Genomic DNA, 20,888 nt, shown 5'->3' with positions numbered 1-20,888 from the left:
GTTTTGCAGCGGTTTATGTCTGCTGATCCAGATTCAACGACACTTCCGGTTTACGCCCAAGCATGGCCCGCCCCCCTTCGATCACCGTTAGCATCGACGGTACGAACAGCAGAATCAGTACCGTGCCGTAGGCCAGACCAAATACAATGGATACCGCCATCGGGATCAGGAATTGGGCCTGCAATGAGGTTTCGAACAGGATCGGTGTCAGACCTGCAATGGTCGTCAGTGAGGTCAGCAGTACAGCTCGCAGACGCTGACAGGCCGCTTCAATCACCGCTTCGCGTACTTCCATACCATCACTACGCAGCTTCTTATAAAAGGTGATCAGGACGATAGAGTCATTAATTACGATGCCTGAGAGTCCAAAGAAGCCAAACAGCGACAGAATAGTCAGATCAATACCCAGCAAGCCATGTCCGAGAATAGCGCCGGTCAGACCCAGCGGAATCGCGAGCATGATTGCAATCGGCCAGGTGTAGGATGCGAATACCCAGGCCAGAATGATAAAGATCAGTGTCAGTGCCAGGAATACGCCCATCTGCATGTCGGCCATGGTACGGCGTTCACGCTTGTTAGCGCCTTCGAAGGAGGCCTGAATACCGTACCGGCTGGTAATGGTGTCCAGCTCTTTAGCTTTGAGTGAGGCAATAATCTCGTTGGCATTGGCCGCGGCCTCATCCAGATCCGCCGTGACATTGAGTGCCAGCTGACCGTCTACGCGCTGCAGGGTATCCAGGCCTTGTTTGGCACGGAACTGCACAACGTTCGCCAGCAAGGTGGTACCGCCATTCGGCAGGATGATCGGTAGCTGTTCCACTGCGCGTAAGCGGTCACGTTCGGCATTCGGTAGTACGACCCGGACCTCGACCTCTTCCTGACCGGTATAGAAGCTTTGTACTTCAATACCATCAAATGAGGCGCGTAACTGGCGACCCACCGCTTGTAGCGTCAGTCCTGCGGCTTTACCCGCAGGGGTGAGTTCATAGATCAGCTGAGACTTACCAAATGGCAGATCGTCATCCACGTTAGATAAGCCATTGTAGCTTTTCAGAACATCTTGCAGCTCCAGTGATGCGGCTTTCAGGTTGTCCATGTTGGGGCCGGTCAGTTTGACCTCAATCGGTTTGCCGGACGGCCCTGAGCGTGCCTGATCGATAGAGAATTTTTCGATCCCCGGTGGCAGCTGAATACGTTCCCGCCATGCGGCAATCAATTGTTTATTGGTGGTGACACGACTGTCGGCGGAATACACCTCGATCTTCAGGGCACCGAATTCATCGCCTTTAAACGAGTTCACGCTGGTGCGGCTAAAATCGGCCTGTCGTTCCTGAATAAAGGCGACTTTAACTACATTTTCGTCCAGCTCTGCGTCGGTTTCCCACAACGTTGTATCCAGATGATTCAGAAAGCCCGACACACTGGCGCGATCGGTACCGGCAGCAAACTGCACGTTGGCGGTAATACTTTCCCGTTCAACGGCTGGGAAAAAGTTAAACTTGATACGGCCACCTGCAACCAGCGCTATTGCGACTAGGAAGATAGCGAATGCACCGAAAATGGTGGCCCAGCGAAATTCTAGCGCCCACGTCACAATGGGGCGGAAGATCTTATCGCGGAAGTGTTCAAAACCGGCATCCAGTTTAAGACGCAGTTTGGACGGATGCAGATCCGAGGCTTTGTGCAGGCTGTGATGCAGATGCCCAGGCAGGATCAGAAAACATTCGATCAGCGAGGCCACAATCACGCAGATAATGATCGTGGGAATATCGATCAGGATATTACCAATGCGTCCTTCGAGCAGCAGCAAGGGCAGGAAGGCGGCAATGGTCGTCATGGACGAGGCCATGACGGGCGCCAGCATCCGGTGGGCACCACCAATCGATGCCTGTAGGCCCGGTTCCCCCATCTTCAAGTGGGTGAGGGTGTCTTCGCCGACCACAATCGCATCATCCACAATGATCCCCAGGGCCATAATCAAACCAAACAGGCTGATCATATTAATCGAGCCGCCGATGACATACAGCACCGCCAGTGTGGCGAGGAAGGAGATCGGTATCCCCACGGTAACCCACGCGGCGACACGGGCGTTGAGGAACAGGAAAAGGATACAGATGACCAGCGCCAGACCACCCAAACCGTTTTTCAGCAATAGGTTGATACGTTCTTTTACCGGCTGCCAGCGTTCGTCAAAGGCGATAATTTTTATGTTGGGTGGCAGCAGGGGTTGCGTTTTTTCCAGCCAGTCGTTGAGGACTTTAGCGGTTTTCAGGGTGTCTTCGTTTTCGGTACGGCGTACGCGTACCAGTACCGCGGGTGAGCCCTGATAGAACAGCTCGATCTGTTTGTCTTTGGGGCGCAGGTCAATATCGGCGACATCGCCCAAGCGGATCAGACGACCACTCTCGTCAGTAAACAGGGGCAGCTGGCGGAAGCCTTCAACGTCACGTTGCTGGCTCAAACTACGAATCTGACGTGAACCATCTCCCTTGGCGGCGGTGCCTGCCGGCAGGTCGATACTGCGTTGCTGGATGCTGGTGGCCACATTGTTCAGGGTCATATCCAGCTCATGCAGTTGGTGTGATGGCACCTGAATAGCGATCTCCTGATCAGGCAGACCGGTGAATTCAATCTTACTCAGTCCCACCTGAAGCAGCTGGTGTTCAAAGTCACGCACCATCGGCCGCAATTCGTCCAGGGTGACGTTATCGCCTGACACCAGCAGACTGGCGACATTTTCGTAACGGATGATCTTCTGTACCAGTGGACGTTCGGCATCTCCGGGCAGGTCTTGCTCAATGCTGTCGATCTTCTGCTTCACTTCATCGAGCAGGAAGTCGCTGTCCGCATCCTCTTTCACTTCCAGACGGATTGAGGCAATGCTCTGATTGGCGGTTGAGTAGTAGGTATCGATATCGGGCAGGGATTTTAGCTCTTCCTCAATCGGCAGGATGATCGAGCGCTCGATATCTTCAGCGGCTGCGCCACTCCATGTCACCTGAATAGTGATGATATCCAATTCAAAGTTGGGAAAGAACTGGGTATTAAGCTTCTTGATGCCCCAGATGCCGGCGAGAATCATCAGCACCATGAGCAAATTGGCGGCTACCCGGTGTGAAGCAAAAACCGCTGTCAGATTTTGCAGCGGTCCCTGATAGGTTTTCATTTTCCGGCCTCACGTACTTTCAGACCCGAGATTGCGTTCGGTAGCTGGGTCGTAACAACGCTGTCACCTTGTTGCAGATCGGCACTGCGCACCAGAATGCGGGTTTTACCGCTGTCGGTGGTGATGTCGCCCACACGTTCTACGTCGATGGCTTCCAGTCGATCATCGACAATCCGGTAGATACGGTTGGTGCCGTACAGGGCCTGCGGTGGCAGCGCGACAACGTTTTGCTGCACGGGCAATTTCAGGTCAATCGCCACGGATCGGCCGGGTTCCGGCAGCGGGTTGCTGGACTCGATCCGGAAAAAAGCATCTACCCCGGCACGGCCACTGTTGACCTCACCGGCCATACGATCCAGTTGTAGCGCTAATGCTTGTCCATCCAGCTGACTGCTGGCGCTGATCGTGCCCTGGTCATTCAGTGCATTACGAATCAGCGGCAGTATGCGGGAAGGCACCTGTGCGCGTACTTCAAGCCGGTCAAGGCCGTAAACAGTCAAGAGTGGATCACCGCTGCGTACCCGGTCACCCGGTGCTACATGCAGTTGAGCGATCCGTCCATCAAATGCCGTGCTGATACGGGTGCGCTCCAGATCCAGCAATGCGGTGTCGTAGAGCGCTTGTGTGCGGGTAATACTGGCGGTGATCTGTTTCAGGCGGTTGGGGTGATCATTGATCGCCTGCTGGCGGGTATTCAGAGATAACGCTTGTTGCTGAGCGCTGCGACGGGCGTTGTCGAGCTGCTCCTGACTGGTCAGGTTCCGTTTGTTGAGGTTTTCGATTCGGCTGACACTCTGCTTGCTCAGTGCCAGTAGGTTCTTTTCGATCTTAAGTGCTTTCAGATCCGCGTTATAGCGCACATTCTCGGCTGATAGCTGGGCTTCAGCATTACGCAGGTCGGCTTCACGCTGGGCAACCAGCAGGCGAATGTCGCGGTCGTCCAGTTGCAGCAGGGTTTCGTCGGCGCTAAAGGTGCGTCCGGCATCGGTGGGGGCGGTTTGTACATAGGCTGTCACCGCTGCAGACAGCGTACTCATGCGTGGCGTTTCCACTTTGCCATACAGGACCAGTTCAGGCTGATGCGCTTCGAGACTGGCTGGTGTGACGCTGACGGCCCAGATCTTTTCAGCAACCGGGCGCGAAGGCGCCTGCGGTTTGGTTGCGCGCATATACATGAAAACAGCGACTGCCATGGCGATAAACAACAGTGGCAGCAGCCATTTCAAAAACGTGGATGAACGGGTGCGTTGTTGCCCCGACTGAAGAGCCTGCGTCATAGATTCAGTATATCCCTGTATGTCCGCATGGGGTGCGGGCCTTATAACATTAACCGTCGCCCTATATTAGCGGATATTCATGTTGCTACCAGCCAACTTTACAATTCTTAACCGCGTGATACTTTAGATTCCTTACAGTATGAACCAGTACGAACCACTTTCTTATTTAGTTCAATCATCTACGGCGTACACAGGAACCTTCTGTGCCACGCAGGGAGGCAATCAATGCATACGGATTCAGTGCTCTGCCTGAATGGGCAGGGTTTTCACCGCATGGTTTACCGTCAGTGGGGCAGCGCCGAAAATGATCGGGTGCTGGTGTGCGTACATGGCCTGGCGCGCAATAGCCGTGATTTTGATGATATCGCCAAAGTACTGGCGCGGGACTACCGTGTTATTTGTCCGGATGTGGTGGGGCGTGGTACATCTGATTGGTTACCGGCAGGCGCGGAGTACGGCATCCCTCAGTATCTGAGTGATATGACTACGCTGTTAGCGCGCCTGAACGTTGATAAAGTCGATTGGTTGGGCACATCCATGGGTGGCATTATCGGGATGTGTCTGGCGGCGATGCCAAATTCACCTATCCACAGTCTGATTATCAATGATGTGGGTAGTTTTATCCCCAGCAGTGCATTACAGCGCATCAGTGGATATCTGGGCGATAAACGTTTTGCCTCCATGCAAGAGGTCGAACAGTTCATGCGTACGAACTACACCGCCCTGAAAAATATCAGTGATCAGCAGTGGGCTCATCTGGCCAGGCATGGAGTGCGGGAATTGGACGACGGACAGCTGGCGATTCATTATGATCCGGCCATCGCGACCGCCACGGCAGCCAATGCCGCGAATGACATCGATCTTTCACTCTTCTGGCAGGCTGTGAATTGTCACCAGGCGCTGATCTGGGGCGAGGAATCAGATATCCTCAGCGCCGATACGGTGCGGCAGATGCAGGCACAACGACCTGAGATGGAGCTATTAAGCCTGCCAGGTATTGGGCATGCGCCGTCTTTGATGGAAGATGATCAGATCCACTGGGTGCAAGACTGGTTGCGCCGACATCAGCGCTAAGGAACCTGCGAATAAGTCCGAGACTTTCTCTGCGGTAGCTAAAACAGCTTAATGCGCGAAAGGAAGCGCAGCGGAATGGCTGGTCCTTTCCAAGCTTCCTGACAAAGCAGAAAACTGTTTTAGCTACCGCCCGACGGGGCATTCAGAGCACCCCGATCTCTGTGTTAACGGTTTTCGCCAGGCAACCAGCATGGCTGTAACCGTTGCCTTGATCTCGAATTGCTCTGAATGCCAGAGGTGTTTCGGACTTGTTCGCAGGTTCCCTAAGGCTAAACATTATAATAATAACGTGTTGTAGAGGTATCGATGAGTGTATTAACCCACTGGCCTGAAGAGCAGCTTTGTCTCAGTTATAAAGAGCGCCGTTATGCCGTTGATGCGGTTGAAAAGGCGTTTGCCTCCACCCTCGAATCCCTGAAAGTGGATATCGGGTTGGTGGAGATGTTTGAGTCTATTTATGTGCCGTTGGGGGCGTGGCTGGCGCGTCGTAAACAGCTACAACCCGGACCATTGGTCGTGGGGATTAACGGGGCGCAAGGCGCTGGTAAATCAACCCTGTTTAACCTGCTGGAAGTGATTCTGACCGAAGGATTCGACCTCAAGGTTGTGGGTTTTTCCATTGATGATCTGTACCGCACTCATGCTGAACGCGAACAGTTGGGTGAAGATATCCACCCATTGTTAGCCACGCGGGGTGTGCCCGGTACACATGACGTTCAGCTTGGGATCGATATTCTGGAATCCCTGTGCAGTGGTGATGATAGCCGGGTCACGAAGATTCCGGTGTTTGATAAATCGATCGATGATCGTTGTTCCTCTGAAGTGTGGCAGGAATGGTTTGGTCCGGCCGATGTGATTGTGCTTGAGGGGTGGTGTGTGGGGGCAACTCCACAGACCGAGGACGCGTTGTCGTCTGCAATCAATGAACTGGAACAGCATGAAGACCAGGACGCGGCTTGGCGCCGTTACGTTAATGCTCAATTGCAGGCCGAGTATGCAAACCTGTACGAGATGATGGACGTCTTGCTGATGCTGAAAGTACCTAGCATGGATGCTGTTTTTGAATGGCGTTCTTTGCAGGAGAAGAAACTGGCTGAGCGGGTGAAATATATCTACGATACGCAGCAGCCCACGGACCACCTGCGGATCATGGACGAAGGGCAGATCAAACGTTTTATCCAGCATTACGAACGACTGACCCGCCATATGCTGGATGAGATGCCGGGACGAGCAGATGTGACGCTGCTCTTGAACGATAACCATAAGATTTTTGATATCCAGATCAATAAACCACTGGAAGAAACGGAAGGACACTCATGAAACTGATATCTCGTGCTTTGCTGGGCAGCGTGCTGCTGGTTGCTTTGACTGGTTGCCAAACGGCTTACTATTCAGCGATGGAGCAGGTTGGGGTACATAAACGGGACATCCTGGTGGACCGGGTTGTGGATGCTCGCGACTCACAAGCCGACGCGCAGGAACAGTTTCAGGATGCACTGGAGCAGTTTCGTTCAGTGGTGCAGTTTGATGGTGGTCAGCTTGATAAGGTCTACAACGAGCTGAAAGCCGAGTATGACGACAGTGTGGATGCGGCTTCTGATGTACGTAACCGCATCGAAAAAGTCGAGACTGTTGCCGAGGATCTGTTTGAAGAGTGGAACGAGGAGCTGGAGAAGTACAGCAGCCGGGATCTGCGCAACCAGAGTGCCCGTAAGTTACGTGAGACCCGTCAGCGTTACGCTGAACTGTTACGCAGTATGAAGCGCGCAGAGAAACGTATGGATCCGGTCCTGTCTTCGTTGCAGGACAACGTGCTGTATCTCAAGCATAACCTCAATGCCCGTGCGATTGGTGCGTTGAAGGGTGAATTCAGCGGAATGCGTCAGGAGATCAATCTGCTGATGCGGGATATGCAGCTGGCGATTAAAGAGTCCGATGCGTTTATCCGGTCGATGGAAAGCCGTTAAGCGGAACGTGATCGGACAAACAGAGAGTTGATTAAAAGGCGCGGATGAACTGCGCCTTTTTCGTTTAGATCGGCAGGAAGGTCAGCGATGCGGCCTTATGTACAACGTTCTTAATGTTACGGTCCGTTGTATCTGCGATGATCGTTGCCAGCATATCTTGCAGGGCAATCATTTTACCTAACACCCGTTCAAAACTGAGATTAGTGATCCCCTCGCGGGAGATACCGTTAGCCAGCAGTAACGGCTGTCCTGATGCGTTCTTACGGTTGTTCAGCTGCCAGGCTACGGTTTCCAGATTTCGGGCACTGTTGTAGAGCTTTTGCTGGTCGAGTTCGTCCAACAGGAAAAATTCCTGCTTGTAACCAAAGGCGGCATCAATCATTGAGCGAATCCCTGCCATCAGGGCAAATACCCGGTCACCACGGTAGCTTTCAGTCAGTGCCAGTTGCATCGCATCATTTCCAGAACGTCCCTGTAGTTCGGGATAACCGCCTGAGGGTGGTGGGGCCAGAATCTGTTGCACGCGCAGATCAACCGTCATACGCGGTGTTTTAGACAGTTCCCGCGGGTTACGTTTATAGAGTTTGGTCGTCAATTGACGGATCAGTTTGTTCAGTTCCTGACGGTGGCTATCGGCAACCATATCGATGTCTGACTTGGCAAGATTGCGGATATCAAAGGAGCGGACGTTATCAGGACTGCATCCGGAGACAAAAAGCGCCACAATTATCAGTAGAGCAATACGTATATTCACACGAAGATCCATGGGTTGCTGAGGTTCCTTTGTATGTTATCTGACGATGCCTTACAAGCTTGGCTTGAGTCAAAAGCACTCAGTATTCTGTCTGAGGTCCCTCTGAGTGGTGGCTGCATAGCGCAATGCTTCTGCATAACACTGAGCGATGGTCAGCAGTATTTCTTAAAGCAGCAAAAAGATGCTGAGCCGCCTCAGTTTGCTGCGGAAGCGGACGGATTGGAAGCGCTAGGCCGGGCCGGAGGTTTAAAGGTTCCGTATGTTTACTGGTATTCCGAACAAAGTTTGTTGATGGAGTATCTTCCCGCCGGTCGTCGTCAGCCTGAGTTTATGTATCGTTTGGGTGAGGGGCTGGCCTATCAGCATCGTCAGCCGATGACCCAATTTGGTTATGCACATGACACCTGGTGTGGTGCGACCCGTCAGCCAAATACTCAATGTGCTGATGGGTATCGTTTCTTTGCTGAACACCGTCTGCGGTATCTGGGCGAAATCTGTGTGGATAAAGCTCTGCTTTCCCTGGGTGATCTTAATCGGATTGAACGCATCAGTGAGTGCCTGCCGGACCTTATTCCCGAGCAAGCACCTGCACTGCTTCACGGTGACCTCTGGTCCGGTAATGTTCTCTCCGGGCCTGATGGATTGCCAGTGTTGATTGATCCGTCGGTTTATCAGGGATGGCCTGAAGCTGAGTTGGCGATGACCTGTTTGTTTGGTGGGTTTGAGCCAGACTTTTATGACGCATATGAAGCCAATACATCGGTTTTACCTGACTGGCGAGACCGGATAGAGCTTTACAATTTATGGCATTTACTGAACCATCTCTCCCTATTCGGTCGTAGTTACCAATATGAGGTAGAGACGATTCTCCGGCGTTACACATAAATCGTGTGAGCCGGAACCCACACCTGTTATGAAGAGATAGACGATGAGCAACGATTACACCGCTTTGCGCCGCGAGTATGTGGCCAAAGCCCTGCAACGCGAAGAATTGCAGGATAATCCGGTAGAGCAGTTTGCCCTGTGGATGAAAAAGGCGACAGAGGTCTCGCCGGATGACTCCACATCAATGACGCTGGCGACAGCCAGCCAAAGTGGTATGCCATCGGCGCGTATTGTGTTGTTGAAGCATTTTGATGATCAGGGATTTGCCTGGTATACCGATTACCGCAGCCGCAAAGGTCAGGAGCTGGCGGAAAATCCTCAGGCGGAACTGATGTTCTACTGGTACGGTCTGGAACGTCAGGTGCGTGTGCAGGGTACGGTGGAAAAGTTGTCACTTGAACAGGGTGAGAAATACTTTAACGAGCGTCCTGTTGGTAGCCGTCTGAGTGCCGCGGCCTCTTGTCAGAGTGCGGTTGTGGACAGTCGTGAAACACTGGAGTCGCGGGTGCAGGCGTTGCAGGATGCCCATCCGGACGGAGACATTCCCCATCCAGAAGAATGGGGTGGTTATATTTTGAAACCGACCCGCTTTGAGTTCTGGCAGGGACGCGAAAATCGTCTGCATGATCGCTTTATCTATCGCCTTGAAAATAACCAATGGATCATTGAACGGTTACAGCCATGACAGATAACCTGCTTCCAACAGAGATTATTGAACCTCAGGGTGAAGCTGATGCAGCGGTTATATGGCTGCACGGTTTAGGGGCCAGTGGTGATGATTTTGTGCCTGCTGTTCCGTTTCTCAATTTACCGGCAGAGGCGCAGATACGTTTTGTATTCCCTCATGCGCCGGTGCGCCCGGTTACCATCAACAACGGCTGGCCAATGCCTGCCTGGTACGACATCCTGTCGATTGACATCGAACGTAAGATCGATGAAGACAGCCTGATGGTATCAGTAGAGCAGGTTAATGCGCTGATCAGCCGTGAAATCGCACGGGGAATACAGCCCGAGCGGATTATTCTGGCCGGCTTCTCACAGGGGGGAGCAGTGGCCTACCATACTGCGCTTTGTTATCCCCAGCGTCTGGGCGGTTTGGTTGTGTTATCCACCTATATCGCGACGAGCCAGCAGATCCGCGAAGATAAAACAGCGGTAAATGCCAAGCTGCCGATCTGGCTGGCACATGGTGTGATGGATGATGTTGTGCCCTATTCTCTGGGAGAGCAGGCGGTGTTGGAGCTTGAGCAGCAGGGTTATGAACCCGAATGGCACAACTACCCGATAGCCCACGAAGTATCGCCCGAAGAGCTGAACGAGCTGGGCCACTGGATCACACAGGTTTTAGAATTAAAGGAGTCATTTGCATGAATATTACCAAGGACCGCGTTGTGTCCTTTCACTACGCACTGATCGATCGCAAGAAAAAAGTACTGGATGGATCGCGTGGTGGCGAACCTTTGCCGTATTTACATGGCCATAACAACATCGTGCCGGGGCTGGAAAAGGCATTGGAAGGTCATGAGGTTGGGGATAAGTTTACGGTAACGTTGATGCCATCAGAGGGTTACGGTGAGCGTGACGAAGATCTGGTAGAGATCCTGAACCGTTCAGCGTTTGAAGGTATGGAGCTGAAAGTTGGCTTACCTTGTCAGGTTGAGGATGAAAACGGTGAACTTCAACTGGTAACGGTTGTTGAATTCAATGATGAAGAAGTCGCCGTTGATGGTAACCACCCATACGCAGGTAAAGCACTGACGTTTGACGTAGAAGTGATCGATGTACGTGAAGCGACCGCTGATGAATTGGATGCGGGTCGTATTAGTTTGTAATCTGCCGATAGCTATCCACCCACCGGGACCCGATCGGGTTCCGGCCATTCAGGCCTGTACCTAGAGGCTAAGCGCTACACTCTTTCCACAGATATCCACCCAGACCTTATAAGCGCTCTGGCGTGGTCTTGTGTGTTCTATCGACCAGGCAGCCGCTATCGCTCCAACATTGAATGGGCGAAATAACGCATGTATCTGGCATGCAGGCGTCGCTGATCCAGCTCAGTGAGCAGTCACGAATAATCAGACTTTCTCACGCCATTTCAGATCACCAATCTGTACGTTCAGCCATTCAAAACCTATTCGCCGCGCGACGGCTGCGGCGCCATCAAGGCTTTTAAACTCACGCTCATCTTTAGAACGTTGCAGTTCGAGCGTGATGACTTCGCTCTGTTTCGTGATGAATTTTAGCGTCCATCCACGTGCCATTGAGATCGGAATAGCCTGACAAGAATCGAAAACACCTGCCTTAAAAAGCAACTTTATTTCACGTTCTTGCATCGTCTTAATCCTCTAATGAATATTTATTTTTAATATATGATCATTATAAATCTAATAATGATCTATCACAAATTTTGGCTAGGATTCATGACTTATTAAGTGATTGTTTTTTAAGAGGTTTTTAAGGTTTTTTTAGACGATTTAATATGTTTAGGGGTTGTTTGTAACTTGTTGTTTTTAAAGAGTTTTATTTGAAGTTTTTTTAGAACTATTTGATCTATAAATACGTTTCTATAGGGATAAATGCGGTTTTTGATTGTTCAATAAAAGATATTGAGCATTTGAGTGTGATTTTTGTTGTTTGGCGGGGCGCTTTGAGGGGATGGGAGAGGTGTTGGCTGAAGATGTTGGTGGCGTAGGTTGTATCTCAGAGGATCTGTCTTATGTATACGAAAGACGTGCTAGTAGGCGTGATAGCTTGGGAGAGGCGTAAATGTCAGATAAAGCCGAAGAGAGAAGAAGCAGAAGAGACGATACTAGAGAGGTAAGGACTGGGGGCGTGTATGCCCCCAATAGTGGCTCACTGAATGAGCAAGCCCGAAGCCGATTACTTTGCGTCTAGCCGATGTTTGATGTGACTTTCCACAATTTCGAGCTTCTTTTTTAGCAGATCAATGGTGGCGTCATTGTCGCCGATTTCAGGAGAGAATTTGATCGTATCCAGCAGATCTACCAGGAAACTCTCCTCGTTCATCTTCGCAAGTTCTGCGGGTGTCCAGGCTTTCGTCATATGCGGCATCACCACTCTCCTAAGTCATGTGAGAAAGGAAGGTCCGATCGTAGCTTGAGCGAAAATAGCGTGATAAGGGCGCGCCGTTCGCGGGTACTTAATAAAGCTTAGCAGGTTGATGAGTAATCACTAGGAATCGGCAATGTCTATTTCCGACAGGGTGGTGGCATGCTGCTGTTGAACAAGCACCGCAATTCTATTGATCTGTGTCTATGTTTCTTTGTGGTTGATTGGATCTGAAGGGCATTTTTTGAGCTATATCAATTGTTGCTAATGTGTCTCGTTGTAACCTAGCCCCAATTCTTAGATTTAGAAAAACATTGTTTGAGAGGGTGACAACATGTTTGGTATCGATCCGTACAGCTTTGAAACACTTGCTCCAAGTCTGGTTATGATTGCCGCGATGACTGGCGTGATGATCTGGGGCGGTCTTAAAATCCGTTCACTGATGAACGAAGACAAAAAGTCATAAAGTAAGTTGTGACTGCAGTACCGGTCTGCTTTCCCCCAGCCGGATAGATTCTTTAAAAAAGGCCGAATTTGATGCGGCCTTTTTTGTGTCTGCGTTGAAATTACGTGGGTTATTTACGTGTGCGCAAAATAACGAACTTCTTATTGCTGGCAACCGTTTCACAATTTCCGAACAGTTTCTTCAGAGTGATGTGATACCCCAGATGGCGGTTACCAATGACCCAGAGTTCCCCGCCGTCGCGCAGCACGGTGCGTGCTTCTCGGAACATCTGATTGGCAATGTGGGTTCCGACGGCTGTTTGTTGATGAAAGGGTGGATTGTTTAACACCAGATCAGCGCTATTGCGCGGCACACCCTGTAAACAGTCTGTTGTAGAAAAGTGAGCGGTACGGGTGTCGCTAAACGCTGTCTCGAAATTGAGCTTAGCGGACGCAACCGCCATAAAAGATTCGTCTACAAACGTAAGTTCAGCCTCCGGGTTTCTTTCGGCCGCGATCAGGCCTACAACACCATTACCACAGCCGAGATCGACGATCTGTTGATAGCGATCATCCGTAGGTAGGTGGCTGAGAAAAAAACGTGTACCAATATCTAAGCTGTCGCGGGAGAAAACACCGGCGTGGTTATAAATCCGGTGCGCACTGTTTTCCAAAATGTAGCTGGATGGATAAGGGGACGCTGCTGGTGTGATGGTGCAATTCACTTGGGGGAAAATAAGCCGCGCTTTTTTCCGGGCCAATGATGTATGGGTTTCGCCGATCAGCTTTTCAAAGAATTTAAGCGTTGATGTATGAATTCCTTTCACCATGCCGCCCGCAATCACGCGGGTGCTGTCCTTCAGATGAGGGCGCAAGCGGTGGAGCTGATCTTCAAGCATTGCCAGACTTTTTGGTACTTTGATCAACACAAGGTCAAACTGGTCTTCAGGCGCTGACAGGCTATCCAGCAAATTGATTTGATCAGTTGGAATATTGTTGTCATTCAGGTTCGCTTGAATACCGGCATGGGCGAGCCAGGAATCTGATATCACCGTCGGAGCATACTGATTTAGCGCAACTGCGAGGCTACCGAACTGATCATTAAGCACTAATATCCGGCAGTCATCGTTGAGCAGATGTTCGTCAGCGACCTGTTGCAAAAGGTACTCATCGGCGGCATCCCAGGCCCTTAATTTTTCCTGTTTGCGGCGGGGAAAACGGCTTAGCTGAAATTGTCCCTGAGGGACGGATAAAATTTCCATCTGCGGTGCTACCGGTCATCAAAATTTAGGCGGCGAGTTTAGCACATCATGGGAATTTTCGGCGCGTGAGCGGATGAGTGGTTAGAGGGTGAAAGGCGTGAAAATATCTCATAGTAATTAAAATCTAATTTTTTATGCCTTGTGGCATAATCGCGTTCTTGTGGTGTCTGTTAAGGGATCACGGTTTTGGGGGTCAGGGATGAGAGGGACGGTTTCTTTTCGAGTATTGCCTGTTGCATCGATTTATTAAACGATCGTCAGATTTATTGCTGAGCGATTTCGTTCGTACACGCCTATTTTTACTGGCTGCCGTTGCTTGTGTGTTGGTCTGGATTCTTGACCCCTTAGTGGATGTGTTCATCGTGGGGGAAGGTTCCATTTTTGAGCAACTGATCACGCCGTCTGCCGCAGAGCTCTACTTCCGCTCGTTTTTCTCGCTGCTGATTATTGGTGGGGCTGTTGTCCTGCGGATGGTTCTATTACGTTACCGATATCAGAATTTAGAGCTGAAAGAACAGCGTGCGATGATGAAGCGAATCATCGATTCTGATCCTGAGTGCATTAAAACCGTGGCGGCTGACGGGGAATTGCTGGATATGAATCCGGCCGGTTTGAAAATTGTCGAAGCCGATTCCATTGAGCAGGTGCGTTATGCCAGTGTATACGACCTGATTGCAGACGAAGATCGTGCTGGTTATATTGCGTTCAACGAACGGGTATTCAAAGGTCAGTCCGGCATCATGGAATATGATGTGATGGGTTTGAAGGGCGCGCGTAAACGGGTCGAGACCCATGCCGTCCCCTTGCTGGATGAAGACGGGCGGGTATCTGCGCATCTGGCGGTGACCCGTGACATTACCGAATTCAAACGTTCGCAGGAAGAACTGAAAAAATTCTCCGTTGCGGTGGAGCAGTGTGCCAGTGTGGTGATGATTACCGATGCTGAGGCCTGTCTGACCTATGTTAATCCCCGCTTTACCCATGTGACGGGTTTCAGTGTTGAAGAAGCGCTGGGCCAAACGCCGCGTATTTTGCGCTCGGGCAAACATACTGACTCCTTTTATGCTCAGCTTTGGCAGCGTATATCCAATGGGCGGGAATGGCGCGGGAAGATGCAGAACCGCCGTAAAAGCGGTGAGCTTTACTGGGCGATGGTGGTGATTTCTCCACTGAAAGATGAAACCGGCAAAATCACCCAATACCTATGTACCCAGGAAGATATCACCAGTTCCCATCTGCTCAGTGAACAGTTGGATCATCAGGCGCGCCATTGCATGCTCACCGGCCTGATTAATCGTTATGAATTTGAACAGCGATTAGATCTGATGCTCAAAGGGTTGCGTCGTACAGGTACCCTGCATGCTGTCTTTTTCCTCGATATTGATCAATTTAAAGTGATCAACGACAGCTGTGGCCATATGGCCGGTGATCAGTTGTTGCGTCAGATTGGTAGCTTGATTCAGTCTCATGTTCGTCAGAATGACTCAGTTTCACGGTTGGGCGGCGATGAGTTTGCTGTCCTGCTCGAGTGTTGTGCCCCGCAGGAGGCGATCCGTGTTGCTGAAAAACTGCGGGCAGCGGTTGAAGACAGTGTGTTTGGCTGGGGTGACAACATTTTCCGAATGACGGTCAGTATCGGTGTGGTGTGTATTGATGATCACTCGCCGGAAATCGCTGAGGTGATGAGTTATGCCGATACATCCTGTTATATGGCCAAAGAGTTGGGCCGGAATCGGGTGCAACTCTATCAGGACAATGAAACATCGCAACGCCGCCAGGATGAAGCTCAATGGGTCGGCCGCATTCATGATGGTATAGAACACAATCGGTTTTGCTTATATGTGCAGGATATTGTTGGCTTGCAACAGGATGATCTGCCGCATTACGAAGTATTGATTCGTTATCGGGATGAGCAGGGGCAGTTGATCCCACCGGGGGCTTTCTTACCGCCAGCCGAACGCTTTGGACTGTCGCCGAAGCTGGATCGATGGGTTATTAAGAATGTTTGTGCTTTTCTTGCTAAAAATTCAAACAAAAATCTCAATCTGTCGATTAACTTATCCGGCCTCTCGATTGCTGATGACGAGTTATTGTTCTGTGTTCGAAAACTGCTTGAGGAATATAAGGTTGATCCTCAGCAGCTGTGTTTTGAAATAACCGAAACGGCCGCCATTTCCAATCTTGCGAATGCCGTACGGTTTATTAATGCGATGAAAGAGATTGGCTGTCGGTTTGCATTAGATGATTTCGGCAGCGGTTTGTCGTCGTTCGGCTATCTAAAAACACTGCCTGTCGATTTTGTGAAAATCGATGGGATTTTTGTCAAAGATATATTGGATGATGAAGTGGATATGGCGATGGTACGTAGCATTAATGACATCGGTCACTTAATGGGTAAAAAGACGATTGCCGAGTTTGTTGAAAATTCTGAAATCGCCGACCGCTTGCGTGAGGTGGGTGTCGACTATGCGCAGGGTTATGGGATAGCCAAACCCTACAGTATAAAGAGGCTTGCTGACTTGCCGGTAAACCCAGTAAATACGGTCGCTGTGGAAGATATTTAGGCCTGTGTTCAGGTGGGATTTAGCCGCGTATTTACGGAATCTGAGTGAATATCTGAACATAAAATACTCACACTAAGGTCTAGTGCTTTGTTTCCTGATGAGCATTAAAACAGGGGCATTGCTTCGTCCCAATATCTCCTTTGTTTATTCGAATTTTCTTATATGAAACACATGGATTGTTTTGGCTGCAATAGAACGCTATTGTAACGGGGTATAACAATTATTAAGTGCCCAGATGCCATAATCTGGAGCGCTCTAAGACAAAAATAAAAAGGGGTTACTCATCCATGAAACGCTTTAACAAAAAGCTTCTCACTTTGAGTTCAGCAATTTGCCTTGCAGGTGCAATTAACGCAGCTCAGGCTGATACCATCAAGATCGCAATCGCAGGTCCAGTAACAGGCCCTGTTGCTCAGTACGGCGACATGCAGAAAATCGGTGCGCTGATGGCCATCGAACAGATCAACAAAGCCGGCGGCATTAATGGCGATACGCTGGAAGGTGTAATTTACGATGATGCTTGTGATCCAAAACAGGCGGTAGCGGTAGCTAACAAAATCGTTAACGATGATATCCAGCATGTCATTGGTCACCTTTGCTCCAGTTCTACAGAACCTGCTTCTGATATCTATGAAGAAGAAGGTGTTCTGATGATCACCGCAGCGTCTACCTCTCCGACAATCACTGAAAAAGGTTACCAGACCATTTTCCGTACGATCGGTCTGGACAGCATGCAGGGTCCATTCGCTGCGCGTTACGTGGTGAACACCATCAAGCCAAAAAACATGGCAATCATTCACGACAAACAGCAGTACGGTGAAGGTCTGGCAACAGCGGTGAAAAACGTTGTTGAAGAAGCAGGCATTAAACCGGTGATGTTTGAAGGTGTGACGGCAGGTGATAAAGATTTCTCCGCACTGATCGCAAAACTGAAGCGTAACAATGTAGATTTTGTTTACTACGGTGGTTACCACCCTGAACTGGGTCTGATTCTGCGTCAGTCTCGTGAAAAAGGCTTCACTGCTAAATTCATGGGTCCAGAAGGTGTAGGTAACGCGGATATCTCCAAGATTGCCGGTGAAGCGTCTGAAGGTCTGCTGGTAACTCTGCCACAGAGCTTTGATCAGGATCCTGCCAACCAAGCTTTGGTCGCTGCGTTTAAAGAGAAAAACGAAGACCCAACCGGTCCATTCGTATTCCCTGCATACTCTGCCGTTCAGGTCATGACTGAGTCCATGAAAGCGACTGGTAAGTCTGACCCTGAAGCCCTGGCGGCTCACTTGCGTAGCACCAGCTTCGATACCACTACCGGTAAGCTGGAGTTCGATGCCAAAGGTGACCTGAAGGACTTCTCCTTCGTTGTATACGACTGGCATGCTGACGGTACTAAATCCCCAGCTAAGTAAACGCCTTCTCCAGTACTCCTGAACACCTCGTGCCGCGATCCGGTTACGGGGTGTTCCTCTATTCGGGTTACACAATATGACCGAAACCAGTCTATACGTAATTCAACAGCTGATTAACGGGCTGACGATAGGATCGACTTACGCCCTGATCGCCATTGGCTATACCATGGTTTATGGCATTATCGGCATGATCAACTTCGCCCACGGCGAAATTTATATGATCGGCTCTTATATCTCTTTTATTGTCATTGCCGGTCTGCTCGGTATGGGCTTTATCAGTTTGCCGGTTATTCTGATCGTCGCGCTCATTGTGGCGGTCGTCATTGCCAGTACCTACGGCTGGACCATCGAGCGTGTCGCGTATCGGCCGCTGCGTGGCTCTAACCGCCTGATCCCTCTTATCTCTGCCATCGGCATGTCCATCTTTCTCCAGAACTACGTTGCTCTGTCTCAGAGCTCCCGTGACGTGGCGCTGCCACCACAGATTACTGGTGGTTGGACCTTCGGTGATCCTTCAGTGTTTGAGGTGTCGTTCTCCTACATGCAGCTGCTGATCTGGAGCGCGACGTTACTTGTGATGGTGTTGCTGACTCTGTTTATCTCCCGCTCTCGTATGGGACGTGCGTGTCGTGCGTGCTCTGAAGATCTGGGGATGACCAACCTGCTGGGTATTGATACCAACCGCATCATTGCACTGACCTTTATCGTGGGTGCTGCACTGGCCGCAATTGCGGGCTTGTTGCTGGGTTTGTACTACGGTGTGGTAAATCCTTACATCGGCTTTATCGCAGGCTTGAAAGCCTTTACGGCAGCCGTACTGGGTGGCATCGGATCCATTCCGGGCGCTATGCTGGGTGGTTTGATTCTGGGTGTGACAGAGGCGATGACCTCGGCATTCTTCCCGTCTGAATATAAAGACGTAGTCTCCTTTGGCCTGTTAGTACTTATTCTGTTGTTCCGCCCATCCGGCATTCTCGGTAAACCGGAGGTGGAAAAAGTATGATGAGGAAAAGATTCTACAACGCTATTTTTGCCTCAGGTATCGGCTTTATCCTGACCTGCATGATGGTCGGTATTTCACTGAATACCGAAGGCACTACCTTGAAAGTGGAAGGTGCTTCGGCTGCACAGTGGACATGGATCGGTATTGGTATCAGTCTGGTGTTCCTGTCTCAGTTGTTTGCGGGTCAGGTTGACGCTTTCCTGGGTGCTGTTCCCAAACCACAGCTGAGCAAATTGCTGCCGGAAGAAGGCAAGCGTGCGATGCTGAAACCCTGGTTGCTGGCAGCCCTGCTGGTGGTCATGTTGGTATGGCCATTCATGGTGTCCCGTGGTTCTGTCGATCTGGCGACGCTGACGCTGATCTACATTATGCTCGGCCTGGGTCTGAACATCGTGGTGGGTCTGGCGGGTCTGCTGGATTTGGGGTTCGTGGCGTTCTATGCAGTGGGTGCGTACACCTATGCCCTGCTGTCGCAGTACTTTGGCATGTCTTTCTGGGCGTGTTTGCCGCTATCTGCTGGCTTAGCCGCGCTCTTTGGCTTCCTGCTGGGATTCCCGGTGTTACGTTTGCGCGGGGATTATCTGGCAATTGTGACGTTAGGGTTCGGTGAGATCATTCGTATCTTGCTGAACAACTGGACTTCAGTCACCGGTGGCCCAAGCGGTATTTCCGGTATTGCTAAGCCATCGCTGTTTGGTCTGGAATTTACCCGCCGTGCAAAGGAGGAGGGTGCAACCACCTTTCATGAGTTCTTTGGTATCGATTACTCCAGCTCTTATAAGGTCATTTTCCTCTACTTGATTGCCGTCATCCTAGTGTGCTTCGTGATCTACGTGATCAATCGCCTGATGCGTATGCCAATCGGTCGTGCGTGGGAAGCTCTGCGTGAAGATGAGATCGCGTGTCGCTCTCTGGGTCTGAACCGCACCATGATCAAGCTGTCGGCATTCACCATCGGTGCATCAACTGCTGGTTTTGCGGGAGCATTCTTCTCCGCTCGACAGGGCTTTATCAGTCCAGAATCGTTTATCTTTATTGAGTCCGCCATCATTCTGGCGATCGTTGTTCTCGGGGGTATGGGATCTCAGGTGGGTGTTATTCTCGCCGCGATTGTGATGACCATCCTGCCTGAACTGGCGCGTGAATTCTCCGAATACCGCATGTTGTTGTTTGGACTGCTGATGGTTGTCATGATGCGCTGGCGTCCTGAAGGCCTGGTACCAATGAAACGACCGCATTTGGAGTTAAAAACATGAGTCTATTGCTGGATGTAAACGGCCTGACCATGCGCTTTGGCGGTCTGGTAGCGGTCGATCACGTGGATCTGGCGGTGAAACACCGTCAGGTTGTGTCGATTATCGGCCCGAATGGCGCAGGTAAAACGACAGTCTTCAACTGCTTGTCCGGATTCTATATCCCAACCGATGGCAGTGTCGTGTTTAACGGTGAGCAAGTTGCCGGCATGAAGGATTTCCAGATCTCCCGTAAGGGGCTGGTGCGTACCTTCCAGCACGTGCGTTTGTTCTCCAAGATGACGGTGATTGAAAATATGCTGGTCGCTCAGCATCGTCACCTGAAAACGGATCTGATCTCCGGCCTGTTCAAGACTGCGGCGTACCGCCGTCAGGAACAGGAAGCGATGGACCGTGCAGTGTACTGGCTCAGAGAGATGGACCTGCTGGAATTTGCCAACCGAGAAGCCGGTAACCTGGCCTACGGTCAGCAGCGTCGACTGGAGATAGCACGTTGCATGGTGACGCAGCCGGAACTGTTGTTGCTGGATGAGCCCGCAGCGGGTCTGAACCCGAACGAAACGAAAGAGCTGGATGAGCTGATCGTACGTTTGCGCGATGAGCATGAGATCTCTGTATTGCTGATCGAACACGATATGAAGCTGGTGATGGGTATCTCCGATCATATCTACGTGATTGCGCAGGGTGCACCGCTGGCCAATGGTACACCGGATGAAGTGAAGAATAATCCGGATGTAATCAAAGCGTATCTGGGGGAGGAATAA

19 protein-coding genes are annotated in these 20,888 nt (G+C 50.8%); 13 read left to right on the top strand and 6 right to left on the bottom strand.

Annotated elements, in window-relative coordinates; genetic code table 11:
* Positions 1 to 13: 13 nt before the first annotated feature.
* Together IOQ59_RS15880 and IOQ59_RS15875 are read right to left on the bottom strand one after the other, a co-directional pair.
* Positions 14 to 3,166 (bottom strand): efflux RND transporter permease subunit, encoded by a 3,153-nt coding sequence (locus IOQ59_RS15880; protein WP_193954431.1) that lies wholly within the window; start codon positions 3,164 to 3,166, stop codon positions 14 to 16.
* Complete coding sequence (locus IOQ59_RS15875) at positions 3,163 to 4,443, bottom strand: efflux RND transporter periplasmic adaptor subunit (RefSeq protein ID WP_193954430.1); 1,281 nt, start codon at positions 4,441 to 4,443, stop codon at positions 3,163 to 3,165. The genes IOQ59_RS15880 and IOQ59_RS15875 overlap by 4 nt, the downstream gene beginning before the upstream one ends.
* A gap of 225 nt (positions 4,444 to 4,668) precedes the next feature.
* On the opposite strand from IOQ59_RS15875, the gene IOQ59_RS15870 reads away from it, so the two are divergent.
* The 3 genes from IOQ59_RS15870 (at position 4,669) to IOQ59_RS15860 (ending at position 7,484) form a co-directional block, all read left to right on the top strand.
* Positions 4,669 to 5,517 (top strand): alpha/beta fold hydrolase, encoded by an 849-nt coding sequence (locus IOQ59_RS15870; RefSeq protein ID WP_193954429.1) that lies wholly within the window; start codon positions 4,669 to 4,671, stop codon positions 5,515 to 5,517.
* 306 nt (positions 5,518 to 5,823) lie between these two features.
* Entirely contained in the window at positions 5,824 to 6,837 is a 1,014-nt protein-coding gene (locus IOQ59_RS15865) for a hypothetical protein (RefSeq protein ID WP_193954428.1), read from the top strand.
* Positions 6,834 to 7,484 carry a DUF2959 domain-containing protein gene (locus tag IOQ59_RS15860; protein ID WP_193954427.1) on the top strand — a complete coding sequence of 217 codons (651 nt, stop codon included), beginning with the start codon at positions 6,834 to 6,836 and terminating at the stop codon, positions 7,482 to 7,484. The genes IOQ59_RS15865 and IOQ59_RS15860 overlap by 4 nt, the downstream gene beginning before the upstream one ends.
* Before the next feature lie 64 nt (positions 7,485 to 7,548).
* On the opposite strand, the gene IOQ59_RS15855 is transcribed toward IOQ59_RS15860, so the two are convergent.
* The gene (locus tag IOQ59_RS15855; protein WP_371871883.1) at positions 7,549 to 8,238 is read right to left on the bottom strand and encodes a hypothetical protein; all 690 of its coding nucleotides are present in this window, start codon (positions 8,236 to 8,238) and stop codon (positions 7,549 to 7,551) included.
* A 33-nt stretch (positions 8,239 to 8,271) separates the two neighbouring features.
* Between IOQ59_RS15855 and IOQ59_RS15850 the strand changes: the two genes are divergently transcribed.
* Genes IOQ59_RS15850 through IOQ59_RS15835 form a run of 4 tightly spaced genes read left to right on the top strand, consistent with a single transcriptional unit; the run spans position 8,272 to position 10,955 of the window.
* Positions 8,272 to 9,123, top strand: a complete 852-nt coding sequence (locus tag IOQ59_RS15850) for a fructosamine kinase family protein (RefSeq protein WP_193954425.1) — start codon at positions 8,272 to 8,274, stop codon at positions 9,121 to 9,123.
* Positions 9,124 to 9,166: 43 nt separating this feature from the next.
* Complete coding sequence (gene pdxH / locus IOQ59_RS15845) at positions 9,167 to 9,808, top strand: pyridoxamine 5'-phosphate oxidase (RefSeq protein ID WP_193954424.1); 642 nt, start codon at positions 9,167 to 9,169, stop codon at positions 9,806 to 9,808.
* Complete coding sequence (locus IOQ59_RS15840) at positions 9,805 to 10,494, top strand: alpha/beta hydrolase (RefSeq protein ID WP_193954423.1); 690 nt, start codon at positions 9,805 to 9,807, stop codon at positions 10,492 to 10,494. Before pdxH ends, IOQ59_RS15840 begins: the two co-directional genes overlap by 4 nt.
* Entirely contained in the window at positions 10,491 to 10,955 is a 465-nt protein-coding gene (locus tag IOQ59_RS15835; protein WP_193954422.1) for an FKBP-type peptidyl-prolyl cis-trans isomerase, read from the top strand. Before IOQ59_RS15840 ends, IOQ59_RS15835 begins: the two co-directional genes overlap by 4 nt.
* A 243-nt stretch (positions 10,956 to 11,198) precedes the next feature.
* On the opposite strand, the gene IOQ59_RS15830 is transcribed toward IOQ59_RS15835, so the two are convergent.
* A complete protein-coding gene (locus IOQ59_RS15830; protein ID WP_193954421.1) occupies positions 11,199 to 11,456 on the bottom strand; it encodes a hypothetical protein in 258 nt (85 codons plus the stop codon).
* 547 nt (positions 11,457 to 12,003) lie between these two features.
* Positions 12,004 to 12,195 (bottom strand): hypothetical protein, encoded by a 192-nt coding sequence (locus IOQ59_RS15825; protein ID WP_193954420.1) that lies wholly within the window; start codon positions 12,193 to 12,195, stop codon positions 12,004 to 12,006.
* 331 nt (positions 12,196 to 12,526) lie between these two features.
* Between IOQ59_RS15825 and IOQ59_RS21405 the strand changes: the two genes are divergently transcribed.
* On the top strand, positions 12,527 to 12,658 hold the full coding sequence (locus IOQ59_RS21405) for a hypothetical protein (RefSeq protein ID WP_255512556.1): 132 nt from the start codon (positions 12,527 to 12,529) through the stop codon (positions 12,656 to 12,658).
* A gap of 109 nt (positions 12,659 to 12,767) precedes the next feature.
* Here the strand turns inward: IOQ59_RS21405 and IOQ59_RS15820 are convergent, their stop codons facing one another.
* Positions 12,768 to 13,898, bottom strand: coding sequence for a methyltransferase (locus IOQ59_RS15820; protein ID WP_193954419.1), 1,131 nt, complete (start codon positions 13,896 to 13,898; stop codon positions 12,768 to 12,770).
* A gap of 362 nt (positions 13,899 to 14,260) precedes the next feature.
* Between IOQ59_RS15820 and IOQ59_RS15815 the strand changes: the two genes are divergently transcribed.
* The 5 genes from IOQ59_RS15815 to livG all read left to right on the top strand — a co-directional run bounded on the left by IOQ59_RS15815 (position 14,261) and on the right by livG (position 20,888).
* Complete coding sequence (locus IOQ59_RS15815) at positions 14,261 to 16,462, top strand: putative bifunctional diguanylate cyclase/phosphodiesterase (protein ID WP_193954418.1); 2,202 nt, start codon at positions 14,261 to 14,263, stop codon at positions 16,460 to 16,462.
* Positions 16,463 to 16,749: 287 nt separating this feature from the next.
* Entirely contained in the window at positions 16,750 to 17,868 is a 1,119-nt protein-coding gene (locus IOQ59_RS15810) for a branched-chain amino acid ABC transporter substrate-binding protein (RefSeq protein WP_193954417.1), read from the top strand.
* A gap of 76 nt (positions 17,869 to 17,944) precedes the next feature.
* A complete protein-coding gene (gene livH / locus IOQ59_RS15805) occupies positions 17,945 to 18,871 on the top strand; it encodes a high-affinity branched-chain amino acid ABC transporter permease LivH (RefSeq protein WP_193954416.1) in 927 nt (308 codons plus the stop codon).
* The gene (locus IOQ59_RS15800) at positions 18,871 to 20,127 is read left to right on the top strand and encodes a high-affinity branched-chain amino acid ABC transporter permease LivM (protein ID WP_193954452.1); all 1,257 of its coding nucleotides are present in this window, start codon (positions 18,871 to 18,873) and stop codon (positions 20,125 to 20,127) included. Before livH ends, IOQ59_RS15800 begins: the two co-directional genes overlap by 1 nt.
* Positions 20,124 to 20,888, top strand: a complete 765-nt coding sequence (gene livG / locus IOQ59_RS15795; RefSeq protein WP_193954415.1) for a high-affinity branched-chain amino acid ABC transporter ATP-binding protein LivG — start codon at positions 20,124 to 20,126, stop codon at positions 20,886 to 20,888. Before IOQ59_RS15800 ends, livG begins: the two co-directional genes overlap by 4 nt.

It is taken from the genome of Pontibacterium sinense, from assembly GCF_015209595.1.
Classification (GTDB): Bacteria; Pseudomonadota; Gammaproteobacteria; order Pseudomonadales; family Balneatricaceae; genus Pontibacterium; species Pontibacterium sinense.
The sequence above is the reverse complement of the archived record's forward strand: the minus strand, read 5'-3'. Positions and strand labels throughout refer to the sequence as shown.

Bases quoted from the DNA above. Each gene is read 5' to 3' on its own strand.
- IOQ59_RS15860 (WP_193954427.1), top strand. From the start codon at position 6,834: ATGAAACTGATATCTCGTGCTTTGCTGGGCAGCGTGCTGCTGGTTGCT.
- livG (WP_193954415.1), top strand. From the start codon at position 20,124: ATGAGTCTATTGCTGGATGTAAACGGCCTGACCATGCGCTTTGGCGGT.
- livH (WP_193954416.1), top strand. From the start codon at position 17,945: ATGACCGAAACCAGTCTATACGTAATTCAACAGCTGATTAACGGGCTG.
- IOQ59_RS15865 (WP_193954428.1), top strand. From the start codon at position 5,824: ATGAGTGTATTAACCCACTGGCCTGAAGAGCAGCTTTGTCTCAGTTAT.
- IOQ59_RS15840 (WP_193954423.1), top strand. From the start codon at position 9,805: ATGACAGATAACCTGCTTCCAACAGAGATTATTGAACCTCAGGGTGAA.
- IOQ59_RS15820 (WP_193954419.1), bottom strand. From the start codon at position 13,898: ATGGAAATTTTATCCGTCCCTCAGGGACAATTTCAGCTAAGCCGTTTT.
- IOQ59_RS15825 (WP_193954420.1), bottom strand. From the start codon at position 12,195: ATGCCGCATATGACGAAAGCCTGGACACCCGCAGAACTTGCGAAGATG.
- IOQ59_RS15880 (WP_193954431.1), bottom strand. From the start codon at position 3,166: ATGAAAACCTATCAGGGACCGCTGCAAAATCTGACAGCGGTTTTTGCT.
- IOQ59_RS21405 (WP_255512556.1), top strand. From the start codon at position 12,527: ATGTTTGGTATCGATCCGTACAGCTTTGAAACACTTGCTCCAAGTCTG.
- IOQ59_RS15835 (WP_193954422.1), top strand. From the start codon at position 10,491: ATGAATATTACCAAGGACCGCGTTGTGTCCTTTCACTACGCACTGATC.
- IOQ59_RS15830 (WP_193954421.1), bottom strand. From the start codon at position 11,456: ATGCAAGAACGTGAAATAAAGTTGCTTTTTAAGGCAGGTGTTTTCGAT.
- IOQ59_RS15800 (WP_193954452.1), top strand. From the start codon at position 18,871: ATGAGGAAAAGATTCTACAACGCTATTTTTGCCTCAGGTATCGGCTTT.
- IOQ59_RS15875 (WP_193954430.1), bottom strand. From the start codon at position 4,443: ATGACGCAGGCTCTTCAGTCGGGGCAACAACGCACCCGTTCATCCACG.
- IOQ59_RS15810 (WP_193954417.1), top strand. From the start codon at position 16,750: ATGAAACGCTTTAACAAAAAGCTTCTCACTTTGAGTTCAGCAATTTGC.
- IOQ59_RS15850 (WP_193954425.1), top strand. From the start codon at position 8,272: ATGTTATCTGACGATGCCTTACAAGCTTGGCTTGAGTCAAAAGCACTC.
- IOQ59_RS15870 (WP_193954429.1), top strand. From the start codon at position 4,669: ATGCATACGGATTCAGTGCTCTGCCTGAATGGGCAGGGTTTTCACCGC.
- pdxH (WP_193954424.1), top strand. From the start codon at position 9,167: ATGAGCAACGATTACACCGCTTTGCGCCGCGAGTATGTGGCCAAAGCC.